The organism is Cognataquiflexum nitidum (genome assembly GCF_022538055.1).
In the GTDB taxonomy this organism is placed as follows: Bacteria; Bacteroidota; Bacteroidia; order Cytophagales; family Cyclobacteriaceae; genus Cognataquiflexum; species Cognataquiflexum nitidum.
In genome coordinates this window covers 23,091-40,174 of the sequence record NZ_JAKZAM010000036.1, presented here as the reverse complement: position 1 = coordinate 40,174, position 17,084 = coordinate 23,091, and the positions used below count along the sequence as shown (strand labels likewise).

The following is a 17,084-nucleotide window of genomic DNA, read 5'->3' as shown; positions in this document are numbered from 1 at the left end:
AGCCGGGGTTCCTCTTTTTGGGGACTTAAAACTTATACAGAACGAATCATGAAAGACACACTCAAAAGCCAATACTTATGGGCAGTTTTTTTTCTGGGACTGTTTATATTGAATTATCCTGTGCTGTCCATATACAATATTCCCAAAACCCTTTTTGGAATTCCTTTATTGTATTTGTTGGTTTTTGGTTTTTGGCTGTTACTTATTGCCATCACCATGCTGGTGATCAGAAAAACAAATAAGAAAAACAATGCTTAGCAACGGGCTGATCATATCGTTTACCTTTGGTTATTTGGCATTATTATTTGCCATTGCATGGTATTCCGAGCGGTCAGCATCCAGGGGTAAAAAGCTATCTTCAAATCCCTACATATATGCCCTATCACTGGCAGTTTACTGCACGGCATGGACATATTATGGTTCTGTCGGTAGGGCAGCTACCAATGGAATGGAGTTTTTGGCGATTTATATTGGCCCTAGCCTTGTGGCCCCACTTTGGTGGGTCGTGATGCGTAAAATTATCCGAATCAGCAAAGTTCAGCACATTTCCTCCATAGCGGATTTCATTTCCAGTCGGTATGGCAAAAATATCACTCTTGGAGGCGTGGTGACTGTTTTTTGCCTGGTGGGAATATTGCCTTATACTTCCATACAGATCAAAGCTGTCGCCAATTCATTTGATATTCTCCAGTATTCTGAATTCAACCAAAACCTGATTTCTTATCCCTTTTACCAGGATACAGCGTTTTATTTGGCAATGGGCTTGGCTTTATTTACGGTGCTGTTTGGGACAAGGAACATTGAAGCAACAGCTCAGCATGAGGGCATGGTGATGGCAGTGGCGTTTGAATCTGTTTTCAAATTAGTTGCTTTTCTTACTGTGGGTGTTTTTGTTACGTATTTCGTTTATGATGGATTTGCAGACATTTTTACGAAGGCATCTTCACGGGGATTGGACCATTTGTTTGTATTTCATGGTGAGCATGCCGTCTCAGAATGGTTTTGGATGAGTGTCCTATCCATGATGGCGGTTCTGTTTTTGCCAAGACAATTTCAGATGGGAGTGATAGAAAACAATGACGAAAAGCATCTGGATAAAGCCATGTGGCTTTTTCCCGCTTACCTGCTTTTGATCAATGTCTTTGTATTACCGATTGCGTTGGGGGGACTGGTCCATTTTCCTGTTGGAACTGTGGATGCCGATACATTTGTATTGGCATTGCCCATAGCTTTTAATCAGGATTGGTTGGCATTGCTCGTGTATCTGGGTGGATTTTCTGCTGCGACGAGTATGATCATAGTATCAACTATTGCGCTGAGCAATATGGTCAGCAATAACCTGATCATGCCCATATTGCTGGTAAACGATAACCTGAAAATCAAGTATCAACATAAGCTAAGCAAAATTGTACTCCGGATCCGCAGGGTTTCGATTTTTGTAATCATACTTTTGGCATACGTTTACTATAAAGAAATCTCTACACGGTTTTCATTGGTATCCATTGGCTTGATCTCTTTTGTGGCCATTGCACAGTTTACCCCGGCGATTATAGGAGGTATATTTTGGAAGAAGGGCGCCCGCCTAGGAGCGTTGTTTGGTATCATTGTAGGATTTGTCTTATGGTTTTATACCTTGGTAATACCTACCATGGTGACAGCAGGATATGTCGCTCCGGGGATATTGGAAAACGGGCTTTTTGGTATCAGTGGATTAAAACCAACTGCATTGTTTGGATTTCAGGAAATGAGTTATGTGACCCACGGTCTATTTTTCAGTCTTTCTGTCAATGTCATTTTATATGTAGTCATTTCCTTTTTTTCTACCCAGACTTCCAAAGAACACAATCAGGCCGTGGTATTTGTGGATATTTTCAAATACAGCACTTCACTGGACAGTTCTATTATATGGAAAGGACAGGCTTATCTACCCGATTTGAAAGCATTGCTCCATAATTTTCTAGGGGAAGAAAAAACCCAAGAAGTTTTAAAGGATTTTTCAATCCGGACGGGTAGGACCATTGGCACCAAAAATTACGCTGATCCTGAATTGGTCAATTATTCCGAACGCTTATTGACAGGGATCATAGGATCTGCATCAGCAAGGATCATGGTCGGGTCGGTTGTGGAAGAAGAGGAGATCAGTATGGCAGAGGTATTGGGGATTTTGAGAGAAACCCAAGAGCTTAAAAGTTTGAATTTGGCCCTCAAACAAAAAAGTAAAGAATTGAGGAAGGCTTCCGACAAACTCCAAAAAATGAATGAGAAGCTAAGACTCAATGATATGCTCAAGGATGAATTTATCTCGACAGTGACCCATGAAATGAAGACCCCCATCACATCAATCAGGGCTTTTTCCGAAATTCTTTTGGATGATGATCTTCCTGAAGCGGATAAAAAAAGGTTTTTGGATATTATCATTCAGGAGACTAACAGAATGACCCGCTTGATTGATCAGGTTTTGGATTTGGAAAGATTTGATTCCGGAAGACAAGAACTTAATCTTGAAAAAACGGACATCAGGATACTCATTCTTCAGACCGTTGAGAGTATGATTCAGATTTTCAAGGAAAAAAACATTGATTTCAATCTTGAAATCGGATATGATGAACTTCAGTTGTTGGTCGATGAGGATAGAATAAAACAGGTTATTCTTAATTTGCTTTCCAATGCCTCCAAATTTGCCGGAAAAAAAATAGTCCTGAAAACTTACCTGAAAGATTATGATCTTTATCTTCAGGTCTTTGATGATGGAAAAGGTGTTCCTGAAGAAGAAGCTCCCTACATTTTCGAAAAGTTTTTTCAGGCTAAAAACCAAACCAGTAAAAAGCCTTTAGGCAGTGGTTTAGGCCTGGCCATATCCAAAAAAATCATTGAATATCATGGGGGAAAGATAGGCGTATTTACAAAGTCAGGTATGACCTGTTTTGAATTCATCCTGCCTCTGCAACTCGAGCATCATTTATTAACACATTCCAATAACGCCGATGAACAAAATACTGATAGTAGATGATGAACCCAATATCCTCTTGTCATTGGAGTTTCTATTCAAGAAAGAAGGCTTCAGGGTGTTTATCGCCCGAGACGGAGAAGAAGCAATGGGTATCATTCAGGAAAACCATCCGGAGCTGGTTATTCTTGATATAATGATGCCTAAAGTGGACGGTTATGAAGTATGTAGGCACATTAAAGAAAATAATCAAGGTGTCAAAGTAGTATTCCTGACAGCAAAAAGTAAACAGCAAGATGTCCAAAAAGGGATGAATCTGGGGGCGGATCTTTACCTTACCAAACCCTTTTCAAATAAAGACCTGGTTTCCAAGGTGAAGTCATTAATGAATTAAAATCAATAACAATAACCTAAAAAAATATAACCATGAGTGATAGAATCCATACCCTGAGCGGGTATTTCTATGAATACCAAAAATCAGTGGCCGAACCGGAAAATTTCTGGGCGAGAATAGCAGATTCATTCCATTGGAAAAAAAGATGGGACAAAGTGTTGAAATGGGACTTTGAGGGACCAAACATCAAATGGTTTGTGAATGGTAAACTAAATCTTACTGAAAATATTTTTGAGAAGAACCTCTTTGCCTATGGTGACCGGACAGCCATCATTTGGGAGCCAAGTGAACCGGGTGAGGATGTCAGAAAGATTTCTTACAAAGAATTGTACCATCAGGTTTGTCAGTTTTCCAATGCAATGAAATCCAAAGGCATCCAAAAAGGTGATCGGGTGATCATTTACATGCCGATGATCCCTGAGGCAGCCATTGCTATGCTTGCCTGTGCAAGGATAGGGGCGATCCATTCGGTTGTTTTTGCGGGATTCAGTGCCAATGCACTTACAGACCGGATTATTGACAGTGGAGCAAAAGCAATTTTGACCTCTGACGGGAATTACCGTGGCAATAAAAAAATCGGCATCAAAGCCATCGTGGATGAAGCTTTGGAAAAGGCCGACGTAGAAACGGTGATCGTCTGTCAGCGTACCGGTCAGGGTGTAACCATGAAAGCCGGCAGGGACCATTGGTGGCACGAAGTCATCTTGGGAGAAAAGGACAGTAACGTGGCTGAGGAGATGGACAGTGAGGACCCCTTGTTTATCCTGTACACTTCCGGATCTACCGGTAAGCCAAAAGGTGTGGTTCATACTACTGCGGGCTATATGGTCTATACCAAATATTCCTTTGAAAATGTGTTCCAATACTCGCCGGGAGATGTGTATTGGTGTACTGCAGATATAGGCTGGATTACCGGACATTCTTATATCGTCTACGGTCCTTTGTTGTCAGGTGCGACCACGCTGATGTTTGAAGGCGTGCCGACTTATCCCGACCCGGGAAGATTCTGGGCGGTAATTGAAAAGCACAAAGTCAACCAATTTTATACTGCACCTACGGCAATCCGGGCATTACAGGCATTTGGGACTGATCCTATTGCTCCCTATAATTTGGATTCGTTGAAGGTATTGGGTTCGGTAGGTGAGCCTATCAATGAGGAAGCTTGGAGGTGGTATTACAACCACATCGGCCAATCAAGGTGTCCAATCGTAGATACTTGGTGGCAGACTGAGACGGGCGGGATAATGGTTTCGCCGATCGCAGGTATCACACCTACCAAGCCTGCATTCGCTACTTTACCTTTACCGGGTATCCAACTGGCAATCGTAGATCCTGAGGGAAATGAACTTACAGGAAATTCTGTCGAGGGAAATCTTTGTATCAAATTCCCATGGCCATCCATGATACGTACCACTTGGGGAGACCATGAGCGCTGCAAACAAACCTATTTCTCCACCTACAAAGGCATGTACTTTACCGGTGACGGAGTCAAAAGAGACCATGACGGCTACTACCGCATACTCGGACGTGTAGATGATGTGATCAATGTATCCGGCCATAGAATGGGAACTGCAGAAGTCGAAAATGCCATCAATGAGCATCCATTGGTCATCGAATCAGCAGTGGTCGGATATCCGCACGAAGTCAAAGGACAGGGAATCTACGCCTTTGTGATCTGTGATATGTCCCACCGTACGGAGGAAAACCTGATCAACGAAATCAAGGAAACCGTCAGCAAAATCATTGGCCCAATCGCCAAACCTGACAAAATCCAGATTGTATCCGGACTGCCAAAAACCCGTTCGGGCAAAATCATGCGAAGGATCCTAAGAAAAGTAGCCGAAGGCAGCACAGACAATATGGGAGATACCTCAACCCTTCTCGATCCGGAGGTGGTCACGAAGATTATTGAAGGAAGAAAATGAAATAAGACTTGAGATGTGAGACTTAAGACATGAGATTTGATCCTGATTCAAAGTGAAATTCTGTCTACAATAAGGGATAATTCCAACTTACAACAAAATTTAGTCTTACGTCTTGTGTCTCATGTCTTGTGTCTGATATGTGTCTCACATTTTGTATCTAAAATAAATGGCCAACGTCATCGTCAACCGCGTCAAGGAATTCCTGAAAAGATTTCCTCCTTTCACTTTTCTCAATGAAGCCTCATTGGGATTGGTGGCAAAGGGCGTGGAGGTAAAATACTTTGCACAGGGTGAGCATCTTTTCAGCCAAGGTGATCCTGCACAGGATTTCTTTTTTGTCCTGAAAGAAGGCTCAGTCCAACTTTCAGAGAATAAAGATGGACAGGAACGGGTAGTCGAAGTCTGTGATGAAGGGGATGTGTTTGGGGTATTGGCTTTGCTGGGTAAAAGACCCTATATCCTCACTGCCAAAGCAAGGGAAGATAGCTTGCTCTATGCTATTCCTGTATCTATTTTTGAAAAAATCCTGAATGAAAATAGTAGGGTAAGTCTCTATTTTGCTGCCGGATTTGCTTCCGGTCAGGTGGTCGTCCGCAGCGACCTTTCCCAATCCCAAAAGGCAAGAAGGGATTTTACCGAATTGTCCAAGGACAATGGACTGATGATCTTCAGCGGGCAATCGGACCTTAATTATTCCACCGATGTCCTGACTTGTCAGAAAGGAACCACCATCCTGATCGCAGTTGAAAAGATGGCCGCCAAAGGTGTCGGGTCCATAGTGATTGTGGATCAAAACCAATTTCCGCTGGGGATCATTACCGACAAGGACATCAGAAATAGGCTTGTGGCCCATCAAAAAAGCTACGATACGCCTGTGGAAGAATTGATGACTTCGCCCGTGATGACCAAAAGCAAGGAAGCAGGTTTCTCCGACCTGTACCTTACCATGATCAAAAACAGGCTGCATCACCTTATTTTCACAGAAGATGGGACCCTCAAAAGTAAGGTTACGGGGATCCTTTCAGACCATGACATTTTGCTTTCGCAAGGAAACAGCCCTGCGGTTTTGATCAATGCCCTGATGAATACCTGGGAAGTGGACGAAATGGCTAAAATCCGAAACCGCGCGGAAAGGCTTTTGAAGTATTATCTGGAAAACGAAGTGGCGATGGATTTTGTGGCAAACATCATTTCTGAAATCAACGACATCATCATCCAACGTGCTGTCCAATTGGCCATCAATAAACACAGTCCAAACTATCCCGAAGCTTCGAAAGTGAAATTCTGCTTTCTGTCCATGGGAAGCGAAGGAAGGGAAGAGCAACTGCTCAGAACTGATCTGGACAATGCCATCGTTTTTGAAGATGTGCCAAAAGAATTGGCAGAAAATACCCAAGCCTACATGCTGTTGATCGCCCAAGAAGTAATGGAAACATTGTTTCTTTGTGGCTTTCAGGCCTGTCCTGCGGATATGATGGCCACCAACCCTAAATGGTGTCAACCTTTATCCCAATGGAAAAAGTACTTCTCCGATTGGATTCTGAGTCCAAACCAACAAGCATTGTTAAACGCCACCATTTTTTTTGACTTTCGGGCGGTTTTTGGCCATAAAAAATTGGCCGAGGAACTTACCGGACATATCTATCAGGAAATTTCCGACAAGTCTATTTTCCTAAATTTCCTTGCCAAAAATGCATTACTCAATCCTCCTCCCTTGGGTTTTTTCAGGAATTTTTTGGTGGAAAAGTCAGGCGAGCAAAAAGATAAATTTGACATCAAGCTCCGGGCAATGATGCCTTTGGCAGACATGGCAAGGCTATTAGTCCTCAGCCACCGTGTCGTGGGGATCAACAATACTTTCAAGCGGTTTGAAAAACTGGCCGAACTTGAACCAAACTATACCGAACTTCTGATCGAAGCCGGAAAAGCCTATGAAATCCTCATGCGGATGCGGGCTATAGAGGGATTGAAATCAGGAAACTCGGGAAGGTATATCCACCCGGAGGATTTGGGGAAGCTGCAGCGCCAATTGCTGAAAAACACTTTTGCTCCCATAGATGAGCTGCAGAAAATCATGCGAATCCGTTTTCAATTGGATTTTTTCACAAGTTGATATGGGATGGCTGGATTTTTTGTTGGGTAAAAAAACTCCCAAGTCTTCCTTCGTAGAAGCTTACGAAGCAGGTTTTGAAAAAAAAATCCCTGCCGTTAGGCCGATTTCCCAACTGACTTTTGTGGTTTTGGATACCGAGACCACCGGCTTCAACCCAAAAAGCGATCATGTTATTTCTTTTGGAGCCATCAAACTCAAAGGGTTCAGCATGCAGGTGGCTTCCGGCATGGAAAGGTATTTTGATGTGTCTGTCCAAAACAGGGAATCCATAAAAGTACACGAAATACTATATCCGATCGAAACCTCACCCTTGATGGATTTTGGCAAAGAACTCTTGGGTTATTTGGGTTCGGATATCATTGTCGGTCATCATATCGGATTTGACCTGATGATGCTGGAAAAAACTTTGCAACCTTTTGGATTTAGGAAGTTTTTGAACCCTGTAATTGATACCAAATATTTCGCCATGCGATTGGAGAAAGGTCCTCATTTTGACGAAAAAACCGCCCTCAAAGAAGAGTATGCCCTAGATGCTGTCTGCAACCGCTATGGAATACGATTGGACGACCGGCATACCGCAGCCGGGGATGCCTTCCTGACTGCGCAGTTGCTGATGAAGTTGCTTAAAATAGCCGAAACAAAAGGAATCAAGGATTTTGGAGGCTTGATGAGGTAGGGAAATAATGATTTAGTAATTTTATTATTCTTGATTATTCGAAAAATTCTTAAGCATATTTATTTTTTACATGATCTTGGATTATTGCTTTCATTTCAAAATCAGAGATTGTCTCACTTATAGCCAGCTTTTCTAAAAGCCTTTCTGAAGCTTTTTGTGATTCACTTTTTAAAATATTTTCCCCATCCTTTTCCATTTTTGGTAGCTGAAAAGTTTCTTTTGATTTAATGGACTCGATTAGGCTGCTTTCTATTCCCAATGTTATTTTCTTTTTCATATCATTATTATTTAAAAATTAAGACTCAGATGTAAAATCAAATCTTCCCCATTTAAATTAGATATTCACTCACCTTTTTTTTGATTTCTTTCTGTACACTATTCCATGTTTGGCCTTTGAGACTAACAGGATCCTCGCTTTCCTCGCCATCACCAAAGTAAGTGATTACCTCAGGAACGGTGATTAGGAGGTTTTTGGTATTGTATTTTTCTTTGTGAAATTTTACAAAATCCGATACTGAGTAATGTTTGAGCAATTCGGCAATATCCCAAAAATCTTTCTTTTTACCTCTGCCTAAAATGGCCTGAACTTTCATCGCTATGATGTCCTCATTAGAAAAGAACCGGATTCCTTCTATTTCTTTTATGGGACGAATGATGGGATGGGGATGTCGGATAAAATCGACTTTGATATCTTGGATATAGCAAAATATTCCAAAATGGGGAGGCTTTTCCTCCACAAGAAAGTCAGATCCAAACTCCCTTACCAAAGCCTCATTGACAATTATATTATCAAACTTTTCATTGGAAAATAAATCCAAATCAACCGATATTCTATGACCATATAGCAAGGAAAGGGCCGTGCCTCCAACCAATGAAAATCCCTTTAGCTCAGGAATTTTCATCATTGAATTTAGTATGGAAAAAGTCCCGGATTCGACTGTCTCAAGGCGTAGCATCTGAAAGCTGTGATAGGTTTATCAATAACGGCTGCTGCCAGGTACATCCTGGTTTCAGGGAGAAATTTAGCATTCAAAAGGACTCTAGTAATCTTCTCATCCCCATAATACCTCCTACAATTCCTTATGTCATCCACATCGCCTCGCTCAAATACCCGCTCAATAATAAAATTGGCCTTGGCATTATAGTCAAGCTTTTGGAAATCCACATCCCAAAAGATCCGCTTATGAAATATGGGTTTGGGTTTTTCTGACATAATTTCCAAAATTAAGAGTTAGTTTCACTAAATTTAGCAAGATCAAATGGATAATTCACGTGCCCAAAATTTATGAATATTTAGGGATCATTTTTTTCTTTTATTCGAATGACCATAAACCTATTCATGTTCATGGTCAGAAAGGCGAATTCGAATCCAAAGCAATCTTCATTTTGAAAACGAGGAAATTATTGAAATCCAGATTTCAAATATCAAAGGAAAAAAGCCACTAAAAGGGAAGGATTTATTAAATTTCAGGATATTTGTATCGACATATCATTTTCAAATTGCCAACAAATGGGAATCGTATTTTAAAGAGAAGAAAAAAGTAGAATTTGAAGTTATCTCCAAAATCAAATGAAAGTATCTGACTTAAATATAGAATATGCCGTCAAATCACTGAGAGTGAAGGAGGCTAAATATTTGAATCAATATATAATTCAGATATTGTTTACTGATGGAGTTTTGCAAAATGTTGATTTCGAGAAATTTTTATCTGACTCACAGCATCCTGAAATCCGAAAATACCTCGATAAATCCCTGTTTATGTCTTTTTCAATAATCAATGGGAATTTAAATTGGAATGACTACGATATGATATTCCCTATATCTGAGTTGTATGATGGGAAAATCACTTAAAATCTTTCAACCGCACTTCCATCTTCCCTGTTGACCTGAGGTAGATCCTTACGTCTTCCTCCGTATTGTAGATTCCCTGTACATCTAATGTTGGATTTTTGATCTGAAAGGTTGCAAAGCCTGTCTCGAAATTGCCCTGCTTTTCCAGTTCTTTCCTTGCCTCACCTAGAAAATCTCCGACAGGATAGTTTGCCAGTTTCTTGATCTGATTCATGATTTTCCGCTTCTTCAGCCTGATACCGATATTGGCCATGCCATTGTCTGATTTGACATCAAACTCAGCTTCATCAAACCGGAGTGATTCAGTCGCTGTGTCGAAGACAGGCTTGCCGGCAAAATACATCTTGCCTTTGATATCCTTTTTTCCTTTTCGGATACCGGTAAAATCCATGGACAACAAAGTCTTGTCTCCGTATTTTTGGGTTTTAAGATTGGTGGGGACCATCTCCGTCTTGCTGTCGATTTTAATTATTTTGCCTGACATTTCCTTGTTCAGGTAGCCATCCAAATCCTCATAGCGTAGGATCAGGGGAAGAATCAATTCAAGTTCGTTTTCTTTATTTTCATTGACATCAATATTGGGCAAAGGGGATTTTGGGACAATTGGTTTTGACCCGATCTTGGATATCATTTCTCCTTCGACGCCAATGTAGAGCTTCAATTGTTGATCCGTCGTGATCTCCTCTGTTAATTTCAATTTGCTTGGAATACTGTAAAAATGGATTTCCAAACCCTGCTGTGTCATGGTATAGGGTTCAGAAAAAACATCCCAGGTTTCTTGAGCCATACTTTTGAAATCAAAGCGGCTGAGATTGGCCGCCGATAGCTGATTGTCGAGCACGGTTTTAAGTTGGCTTTTGACCACCTTATCCAAGTCGATCTCAAAACCCAACAGGTTATACTTCATAGAGCGGCCCCAGTTTTCTATTTCAAGGTTTTTGATTCCCAACTCCCAATTGGTTCCTATTTCGGGAATGAAACTTATTTCAGGACTGATATTTTCATTGAAGGGAAAATTGGTGGATAATAACTGACCAAAAACCTTCTTCTCAATCTTCAGGTCTCCTTTGAGGTTCATCGGCATTTTGACCCTAAGCGTATTGTTTCCCAATCCTGTCAGCGCAATTTTGCCTGTTCTGGTCACATCGATATCGGTGGTAAGTCCGCTTCCGATAGGAAGTCCGGTTTCTGCAAACAACTTGCTATTCCAATCTTTGTTGAGGTTGGTTTCAATGTAAGAAAGAGGGATTTCTATGGGTACATTAACCTTGGAGATGGCTTGCGGAAGTTCAATTCCTGAAGAAGCCGGCGGGCGGTCAGGCTTGATGGTTTTACAGGAAGAAAACGCAATCAGTAGGATGAAAATGGAAAGTGTATATTTTGAAAGCATAGGAAAGGCAAATTCGAACTTTGAAGGTAACAGGCATTGGTTAAAGAACACAAAGCAATAACCTTGCCCCTGAGAAAATAATCTTTTGTACCGAAAGGTAGCAAAAGAGAAATTTTGGAAGGAACTAAATTCGGATGAAATTACTTTAAGCTTTGAAAGTTTAATAAAATTTAAGAAATGGATTGGAATATACTGGAAAACTTATCCCAATTGGAGGAGATCAAGCAAAAAAGCGGAGAGAAGCCGGTGTTGATTTTCAAGCATTCGACCCGATGTTCGGTCAGCGGAATGGCTTGGGACAGGTTGAAAAGAAACTGGAAAAAAGAAGATGACGAAAAAGTCACTCCTTATTTTTTGGATCTGATCCGTCACCGTGATGTCTCCAATCAGATCGAAAAGGAATTCAGCGTCTACCATGAATCCCCCCAGGTCATTATTGTCAAATCAGGGAAAGCGGTCTATGACAACAGCCACATGGGGATTAATTATTCGGATATAATGGGGAGGGTATAATTCAGAAGTGCTTTTTGAATTTGATCAAATAATTAATTTTTTGATGTTTTGATATTCATGGATACTGGATACTTTTTGATATTAAGGATATCAGTTCAGCTATTTATTAGTAAGGGATTGGATTGGATGGGTTTTAAATATCCTAATATCCAGTATCATTTTGGAAATGTGCCAAAATCCCCCTAACGATCAGGAATTGGGCGATGATGTATGTCCCCATCACAATTACGCCTGATTCGGGAAAGGGCTGGAAAAACTTGTTGATAGCCAAAACCCCATCTGAAACCATAAAGAAAGACCCCCCTATAAAGACCTGCCAAAAACTCGCCGCATTGGTCTTACCGAACCGCTCTCTCGCCGAAGTCACCATCAACACAATGACAATCAGGTAGACCACTACCGGCACTTTAATACTTCCCAGTCCGGGATTGATGAGAAAATAGACAAATGAGGCGGCAATATAAATCGGGAGATTGATGAACAAGAGCCTCAAAAAATCAACTTTTCCGATAGCAAAGGGATTGGTTTGGGCCATTTTGAAACCAATAATATAACAAATGTGCGCCATCAGGAATGCACCCAAACCATAAAGGAACAAATCCGGAAACATCAGCAGCACATCACCCAACCAAGAAAAAATCAAAGCGGCACTCATACTTTTTCTCAAAAGGGTTCCTTTGATTGCTGTGCTGGAAAAAATAAAAAATCCCCACAGTGCAATTAATATCAAAGGCTTGGTAAAGATCCTGGTAGAATTTTCTCCATTTGCGGTAAAAACAATGTCAATAATACCTGCAAAAAGGAATAAATAAAGCCAAAGCATGTTCTTATTTTTCATAGAAACCAGATTTTTTCATCGTTAAATATAGCCAAGTTATTCACTTTTATTCTGCCAATGATCACAAAAGCATCCCTAAACGTGGGCATAATAATTTTTTAACATTAGGATTTTAGGCCAAATGCCAACCATGCAAAATTGACGTGAAATGCATCATTTTGTAGCGAAATACAAAAAGTTGGTTAAAAATAAAACCTCCTTTGGATTTTAATGTTAGGGATATGTTAAGTAAACTTGTGAAAATTTGTTAAAACTTAACAATTTCAAAAAAAAATCCTTGCCCTTCTCCCATACATTTGTATCGGAAAAATAACCAGCTCCGAATATTATAATTTCAATTTTCCACAAAAAACAAAATTTATGAGGCAATCATTACTTAGAAGTTTATTTGCGGTCATCATGCTTGTATTTGCTACAGGTGTTGCTTATTCGCAAGGGGTATCCACCTCCAGTATGTCTGGTAGGGTAGTAGAAAGCAGCGGGGAAACCCTTCCCGGTGCCAATGTCGTGGCTACACACATGCCTTCAGGTACAAGGTACGGCGCGGTGACCAACATTGATGGCAGATATACCATTCCCGGTATGAGGGTTGGTGGACCTTACTCGGTAACAGTATCTTTTATCGGTTTTGAAACCCAGACTGTTGAAGGTGTATTTTTGAGTTTGGGTATCGCTGCCAACGTCAACGTCACCATGCTTGGTGATGGCGAGGAATTGGCTGAAGTAGTGGTTACCGGTGACAAAAATGCAGTATTCAGCTCTGACAGAACTGGTGCAACTACTGCCATCGGCAACGAAACCATCAACAAATTGCCTACTATTTCCCGTAGAATAGGTGATTTCACGAGATTAACCCCTCAGGCTAGCGGAAATTCTTTTGCAGGTCAGGATAGCAGGTTGAACAACATCACTGTCGATGGTTCTTATTTCAACAACTCTTTTGGACTTGGCGGTCAGCCGGGTGACAGGACAGGTGTATCTCCTATCTCTTTGGATGCGATTGATCAGATTTCTGTCAACGTGGCTCCTTATGACGTGAGACAAGGTAACTTTACCGGTGCCGGTGTCAATACAGTAACAAGAAGCGGTACAAACACATTTACCGGTTCCGCTTATTATTTCTGGAGAGGCAGCGACAATGTCGGTACACAAGCCGGAGACAATCCTTTCAATCCGGGTGAATTCAAATACAGACAGGTTGGTTTCAGATTGGGTGGACCGATCATCAAGAATAAATTGTTCTTCTTTGCTTCATTTGAAGATGACAAACAGACATCTCCGGGAACAGCCTTCGGTGCAAACACAGGAAGTGAACCTATTACAGGGAACAAAACAAGAGTTTTAGCTTCCGACTTAATAGGATTAAGCTCTTATTTGCGAAATAATTTCGGTTATGAAACAGGGCCTTTCCAAAATTATGACCATACTATACTTGCTACCAAGTTTTTGGCTAAGATTGATTATAACATCAACGACAAAAACAAATTAAGTGTAAGGTATAACCATTTGGATTCTTCTAGCGACATATTGGCATCGAACTCTTCCTCTCTTGGATTTGGTGGTAGAAACGGAAACCTGAATGCCTTGAATTTCCAAAATTCAAATTACCTAATCAATGAAAATATCCGGTCAATTGTAGCTGAATTGAATACAAGAATTTCTCCTACTATGACCAACAATTTGATTGTGGGTTATACTTATCAAGATGAAAGCAGGGGTTCAAGGGGTGATTTCTTCCCAATGGTGGATATTTTGAAAGATGGTGCAACTTACACCACTTTCGGATTTGAACCATTCACTCCAAGCAATGAATTGAGATACAAAACTTTCCAGATCCAAGACAACCTTCAGATCTTCAAAGGAAAGCATACCATCACCACAGGTTTCAGCTTCGAGAGATATGAGTCTGAAAACGTATTCTTCCCTGGATCTCAGTCGGTCTACACGTACAACTCTTTGGAGGATTTTTATGCAGATGCCAATGCGCATTTAGCAGGCACTCCGGGGCCATCCAATCTAAGAAGATTTGAAGTGAGATATTCCAATATCCCAGGTCAGGAAAAACCTATTCAGCCTTTGAAAGTAAGCTATGGCGGTATCTACGGTCAGGATGAAATCCAGGTTAACAAAGACTTTTTGGTCACAGTTGGTTTGAGAATTGACGTTCCGTTCTTTGCTGAAACAGGTTTCAGAAACCAAGAAGTGGAAGGATTCAACTTCCGCAATCCAGCAGGAGAGACAGTACAGTTCAGAACAGACAAACTTCCTGATCCCAATATCCTTTGGTCTCCAAGAGTAGGTTTCAATTATGACCTCAGCAAGGGTGCAAGAACTACCCAAGTAAGGGGTGGTACAGGGATTTTCACAGGTCGCCCTGCCTATGTATGGATTTCTAACCAGGTCGGAAATAACGGTATATTGACTGGATTTGAAAGGTTGAGCAGTGCTACAAACGCCCCGTTAACTTCAAGACCATTTAACCCAGATCCGAATTTCTACAAGCCTTCAAACGTAAGCGGTCAACCTGCCCCCAATTATGAGCTAGCTTTGACTGAATCCACTTTCAAATTCCCTCAGGTTTGGAGAACCAATATTGCCATTGACCACAGACTTCCTGGTGGAGTGATTGCAACTGCAGAATTTCTTTATAACCAAGATGTTAACGGAGTAGCTTACTATAATGCGAATCTGGATAACCCAAATGCAGCATTTACAGGACCAGATCCAAGGTCAAGATGGATTCCGGATGCAAGACCAAATACAGATCCAAACAGGGATCCATTTACCAACAGGATCAATAATAAGATCGATAACGCAGTGACGCTTTCTAACCAGGCAATCGGTAACTCTTGGGTAGCTTCCATCTCATTGGAAAAACCTTTTGCCAATGGATTGTATTTGAAAGCATTCTATAGCTATGGTGAAGCAAGAAACACTGTAGATCCAGGTTCTATTGCTTTTGGTTCATGGGTCAACAACCAGCATCAAGGTGATCCAAACAACCCAGGAGTGGGCTTTTCGTCAAACTCCATGGGCCACAGGGTAGTAGGTGTTTTGAATTATTCTGTTGACTTGTTCTCCTTCGGTACTACCTCCTTCTCTTTATTCTGGGAAGGTAGAACGATCGGAAACGCGAGCTATGTCTATGGCGGTGACTTCAACGGTGACGGTGGTTTCTCCAATGACTTGCTTTATATCCCGGCAACTGCTTCTGAAACCAACTTCCAACAATTCACTTCTTCAGGAAGAACTTTCACTGCAGCTGAGCAGTCTGCTGCTTGGGAAGCATTCATCAACCAAGACAAATACCTAAGCGCAAACAGAGGTCAGATCGCCGAAAGAGGTGCAGTATTCCTTCCAATGGTATACAGGGCTGACTTCAGTGCTTCACAAACTTTATTGACAACAAGCAAAAAGCAGAATCTTGAGTTCAGGGTAGATATCCTCAACGTAGGTAACTTGTTGAATTCTGATTGGGGTGTAGGTCAGTTTATGACTTCAACTTCTCCACTTGTACCTGCAGGTGTGGATGCCAACAACAGACCTCAGTTTAGATTCAGAAACTTAGGAAATACTTTGATCACGGATTCTTTCACTCCATCTGCTGGTGGTGCTGACGTGTGGAGATTACAGTTTGGTTTGAGATTTAATTTCTAATTAAATATCATTTCAAAATTCAAGAGGCATCCTTTTCGGGATGCCTCTTTTTTTTGGTCTTAACCGAATCGCATTCAAGATACGGGACTTCTCAAGTGGGAGGGGGTACTTCGGAAGTACCCCCTCCCACTTTATTAACCCAACGTAGGACCTTTTTGCTCGAACGTTGAGCCTATTTGGTGCGGCGTTGGACCTTATTATTCCGACGTTGGACCTATTTGCTCGGCCCTTTATATTTTTGGCTCAGATTACTAATTTTTAATACCCTTGATGAATTAAATAATCCACAAGAAAATATCTGAGAAAATGAATCTGTGAAGGAATTTGAAATCTTAAGCCATAGAAAATTCTTAAATTGGAACACGAGCGGGGAGGAAGCGCAATTCCGGGTCTGCGATGGCCTTATGCGATGGAGGATTATTGCGCTTGAACTTTTTGGTTACTTTTTGTTTCAAAGCCTGTCCCTTATTTATCGGGAACAAAAAGTGACTTAAGAAAGAAACCTCAAGAAAATACATGAAAAAAGGAATTGAATAAAATGGATAAATTAACCTTCCCTGTTTTTGGTGGAAACCCAATTTGACTCTATATCTTTTTTCTCCCAAAAACCAGGGACATCGCATTTTTCATTACCCCGAGCGGCGGTGTATAGGGATTGGTTTAAGAATTAAATTCAGAGAAGCACCTTGCACGGGGCTACGAATATTTCGCCCCGATGGGGCTTAAAGACCGAGAATATCAGTGGGGGAGTTTGAAATCTTTTACTTTTGAGGATTCGT

15 protein-coding genes are annotated in these 17,084 nt (G+C 41.1%); 10 read left to right on the top strand and 5 right to left on the bottom strand.

Annotated elements, in window-relative coordinates; all coding sequences use genetic code 11:
• Nucleotides 1–48: 48 nt before the first annotated feature.
• The 6 genes from MMU07_RS19095 to MMU07_RS19070 all read left to right on the top strand — a co-directional run bounded on the left by MMU07_RS19095 (nt 49) and on the right by MMU07_RS19070 (nt 8,055).
• Nucleotides 49–258 carry a hypothetical protein gene (locus MMU07_RS19095; protein ID WP_241128207.1) on the top strand — a complete coding sequence of 70 codons (210 nt, stop codon included), beginning with the start codon at nt 49–51 and terminating at the stop codon, nt 256–258.
• Complete coding sequence (locus MMU07_RS19090; protein ID WP_241128206.1) at nt 251–3,010, top strand: ATP-binding protein; 2,760 nt, start codon at nt 251–253, stop codon at nt 3,008–3,010. Before MMU07_RS19095 ends, MMU07_RS19090 begins: the two co-directional genes overlap by 8 nt.
• Nucleotides 2,985–3,341, top strand: coding sequence for a response regulator transcription factor (locus tag MMU07_RS19085; protein ID WP_241128205.1), 357 nt, complete (start codon nt 2,985–2,987; stop codon nt 3,339–3,341). The genes MMU07_RS19090 and MMU07_RS19085 overlap by 26 nt, the downstream gene beginning before the upstream one ends.
• A gap of 32 nt (nt 3,342–3,373) precedes the next feature.
• On the top strand, nt 3,374–5,266 hold the full coding sequence (gene acs, locus MMU07_RS19080; protein ID WP_241128204.1) for an acetate--CoA ligase: 1,893 nt from the start codon (nt 3,374–3,376) through the stop codon (nt 5,264–5,266).
• 166 nt (nt 5,267–5,432) lie between these two features.
• Nucleotides 5,433–7,379 carry a DUF294 nucleotidyltransferase-like domain-containing protein gene (locus tag MMU07_RS19075; protein WP_241128203.1) on the top strand — a complete coding sequence of 649 codons (1,947 nt, stop codon included), beginning with the start codon at nt 5,433–5,435 and terminating at the stop codon, nt 7,377–7,379.
• On the top strand, nt 7,324–8,055 hold the full coding sequence (locus tag MMU07_RS19070) for a 3'-5' exonuclease (RefSeq protein ID WP_241128202.1): 732 nt from the start codon (nt 7,324–7,326) through the stop codon (nt 8,053–8,055). Before MMU07_RS19075 ends, MMU07_RS19070 begins: the two co-directional genes overlap by 56 nt.
• Before the next feature lie 49 nt (nt 8,056–8,104).
• On the opposite strand, the gene MMU07_RS19065 is transcribed toward MMU07_RS19070, so the two are convergent.
• Genes MMU07_RS19065 through MMU07_RS19055 form a run of 3 tightly spaced genes read right to left on the bottom strand, consistent with a single transcriptional unit; the run spans nt 8,105 to nt 9,268 of the window.
• Complete coding sequence (locus MMU07_RS19065) at nt 8,105–8,332, bottom strand: hypothetical protein (protein ID WP_241128201.1); 228 nt, start codon at nt 8,330–8,332, stop codon at nt 8,105–8,107.
• Nucleotides 8,333–8,384: 52 nt separating this feature from the next.
• Complete coding sequence (locus MMU07_RS19060; protein ID WP_241128200.1) at nt 8,385–8,960, bottom strand: nucleotidyl transferase AbiEii/AbiGii toxin family protein; 576 nt, start codon at nt 8,958–8,960, stop codon at nt 8,385–8,387.
• A gap of 5 nt (nt 8,961–8,965) precedes the next feature.
• Nucleotides 8,966–9,268, bottom strand: coding sequence for a DUF6922 domain-containing protein (locus MMU07_RS19055; RefSeq protein WP_241128199.1), 303 nt, complete (start codon nt 9,266–9,268; stop codon nt 8,966–8,968).
• A gap of 59 nt (nt 9,269–9,327) precedes the next feature.
• Here MMU07_RS19055 and MMU07_RS21895 point away from each other — a divergent pair, with 59 nt between their 5' ends.
• Both MMU07_RS21895 and MMU07_RS19050 read left to right on the top strand, forming a co-directional pair.
• Nucleotides 9,328–9,501 carry a DUF4160 domain-containing protein gene (locus tag MMU07_RS21895; RefSeq protein WP_418884524.1) on the top strand — a complete coding sequence of 58 codons (174 nt, stop codon included), beginning with the start codon at nt 9,328–9,330 and terminating at the stop codon, nt 9,499–9,501.
• 124 nt (nt 9,502–9,625) lie between these two features.
• Entirely contained in the window at nt 9,626–9,907 is a 282-nt protein-coding gene (locus MMU07_RS19050; RefSeq protein WP_241128198.1) for a DUF2442 domain-containing protein, read from the top strand.
• On the opposite strand, the gene MMU07_RS19045 is transcribed toward MMU07_RS19050, so the two are convergent.
• Nucleotides 9,900–11,297: a DUF4403 family protein gene (locus MMU07_RS19045; RefSeq protein WP_241128197.1), complete on the bottom strand. Its 1,398-nt coding sequence runs from the start codon at nt 11,295–11,297 to the stop codon at nt 9,900–9,902. The two genes, MMU07_RS19050 and MMU07_RS19045, sit on opposite strands and share 8 nt — an antisense overlap.
• Nucleotides 11,298–11,474: 177 nt before the next feature.
• On the opposite strand from MMU07_RS19045, the gene ytxJ reads away from it, so the two are divergent.
• Nucleotides 11,475–11,810 (top strand): bacillithiol system redox-active protein YtxJ, encoded by a 336-nt coding sequence (ytxJ, locus tag MMU07_RS19040; protein WP_241128196.1) that lies wholly within the window; start codon nt 11,475–11,477, stop codon nt 11,808–11,810.
• 142 nt (nt 11,811–11,952) lie between these two features.
• Here the strand turns inward: ytxJ and MMU07_RS19035 are convergent, their stop codons facing one another.
• On the bottom strand, nt 11,953–12,648 hold the full coding sequence (locus MMU07_RS19035) for a lysoplasmalogenase (RefSeq protein ID WP_241128195.1): 696 nt from the start codon (nt 12,646–12,648) through the stop codon (nt 11,953–11,955).
• Nucleotides 12,649–13,008: 360 nt separating this feature from the next.
• Between MMU07_RS19035 and MMU07_RS19030 the strand changes: the two genes are divergently transcribed.
• Nucleotides 13,009–16,305 (top strand): TonB-dependent receptor, encoded by a 3,297-nt coding sequence (locus tag MMU07_RS19030; RefSeq protein WP_241128194.1) that lies wholly within the window; start codon nt 13,009–13,011, stop codon nt 16,303–16,305.
• The last annotated feature ends 779 nt before the right edge of the window (nt 16,306–17,084 follow it).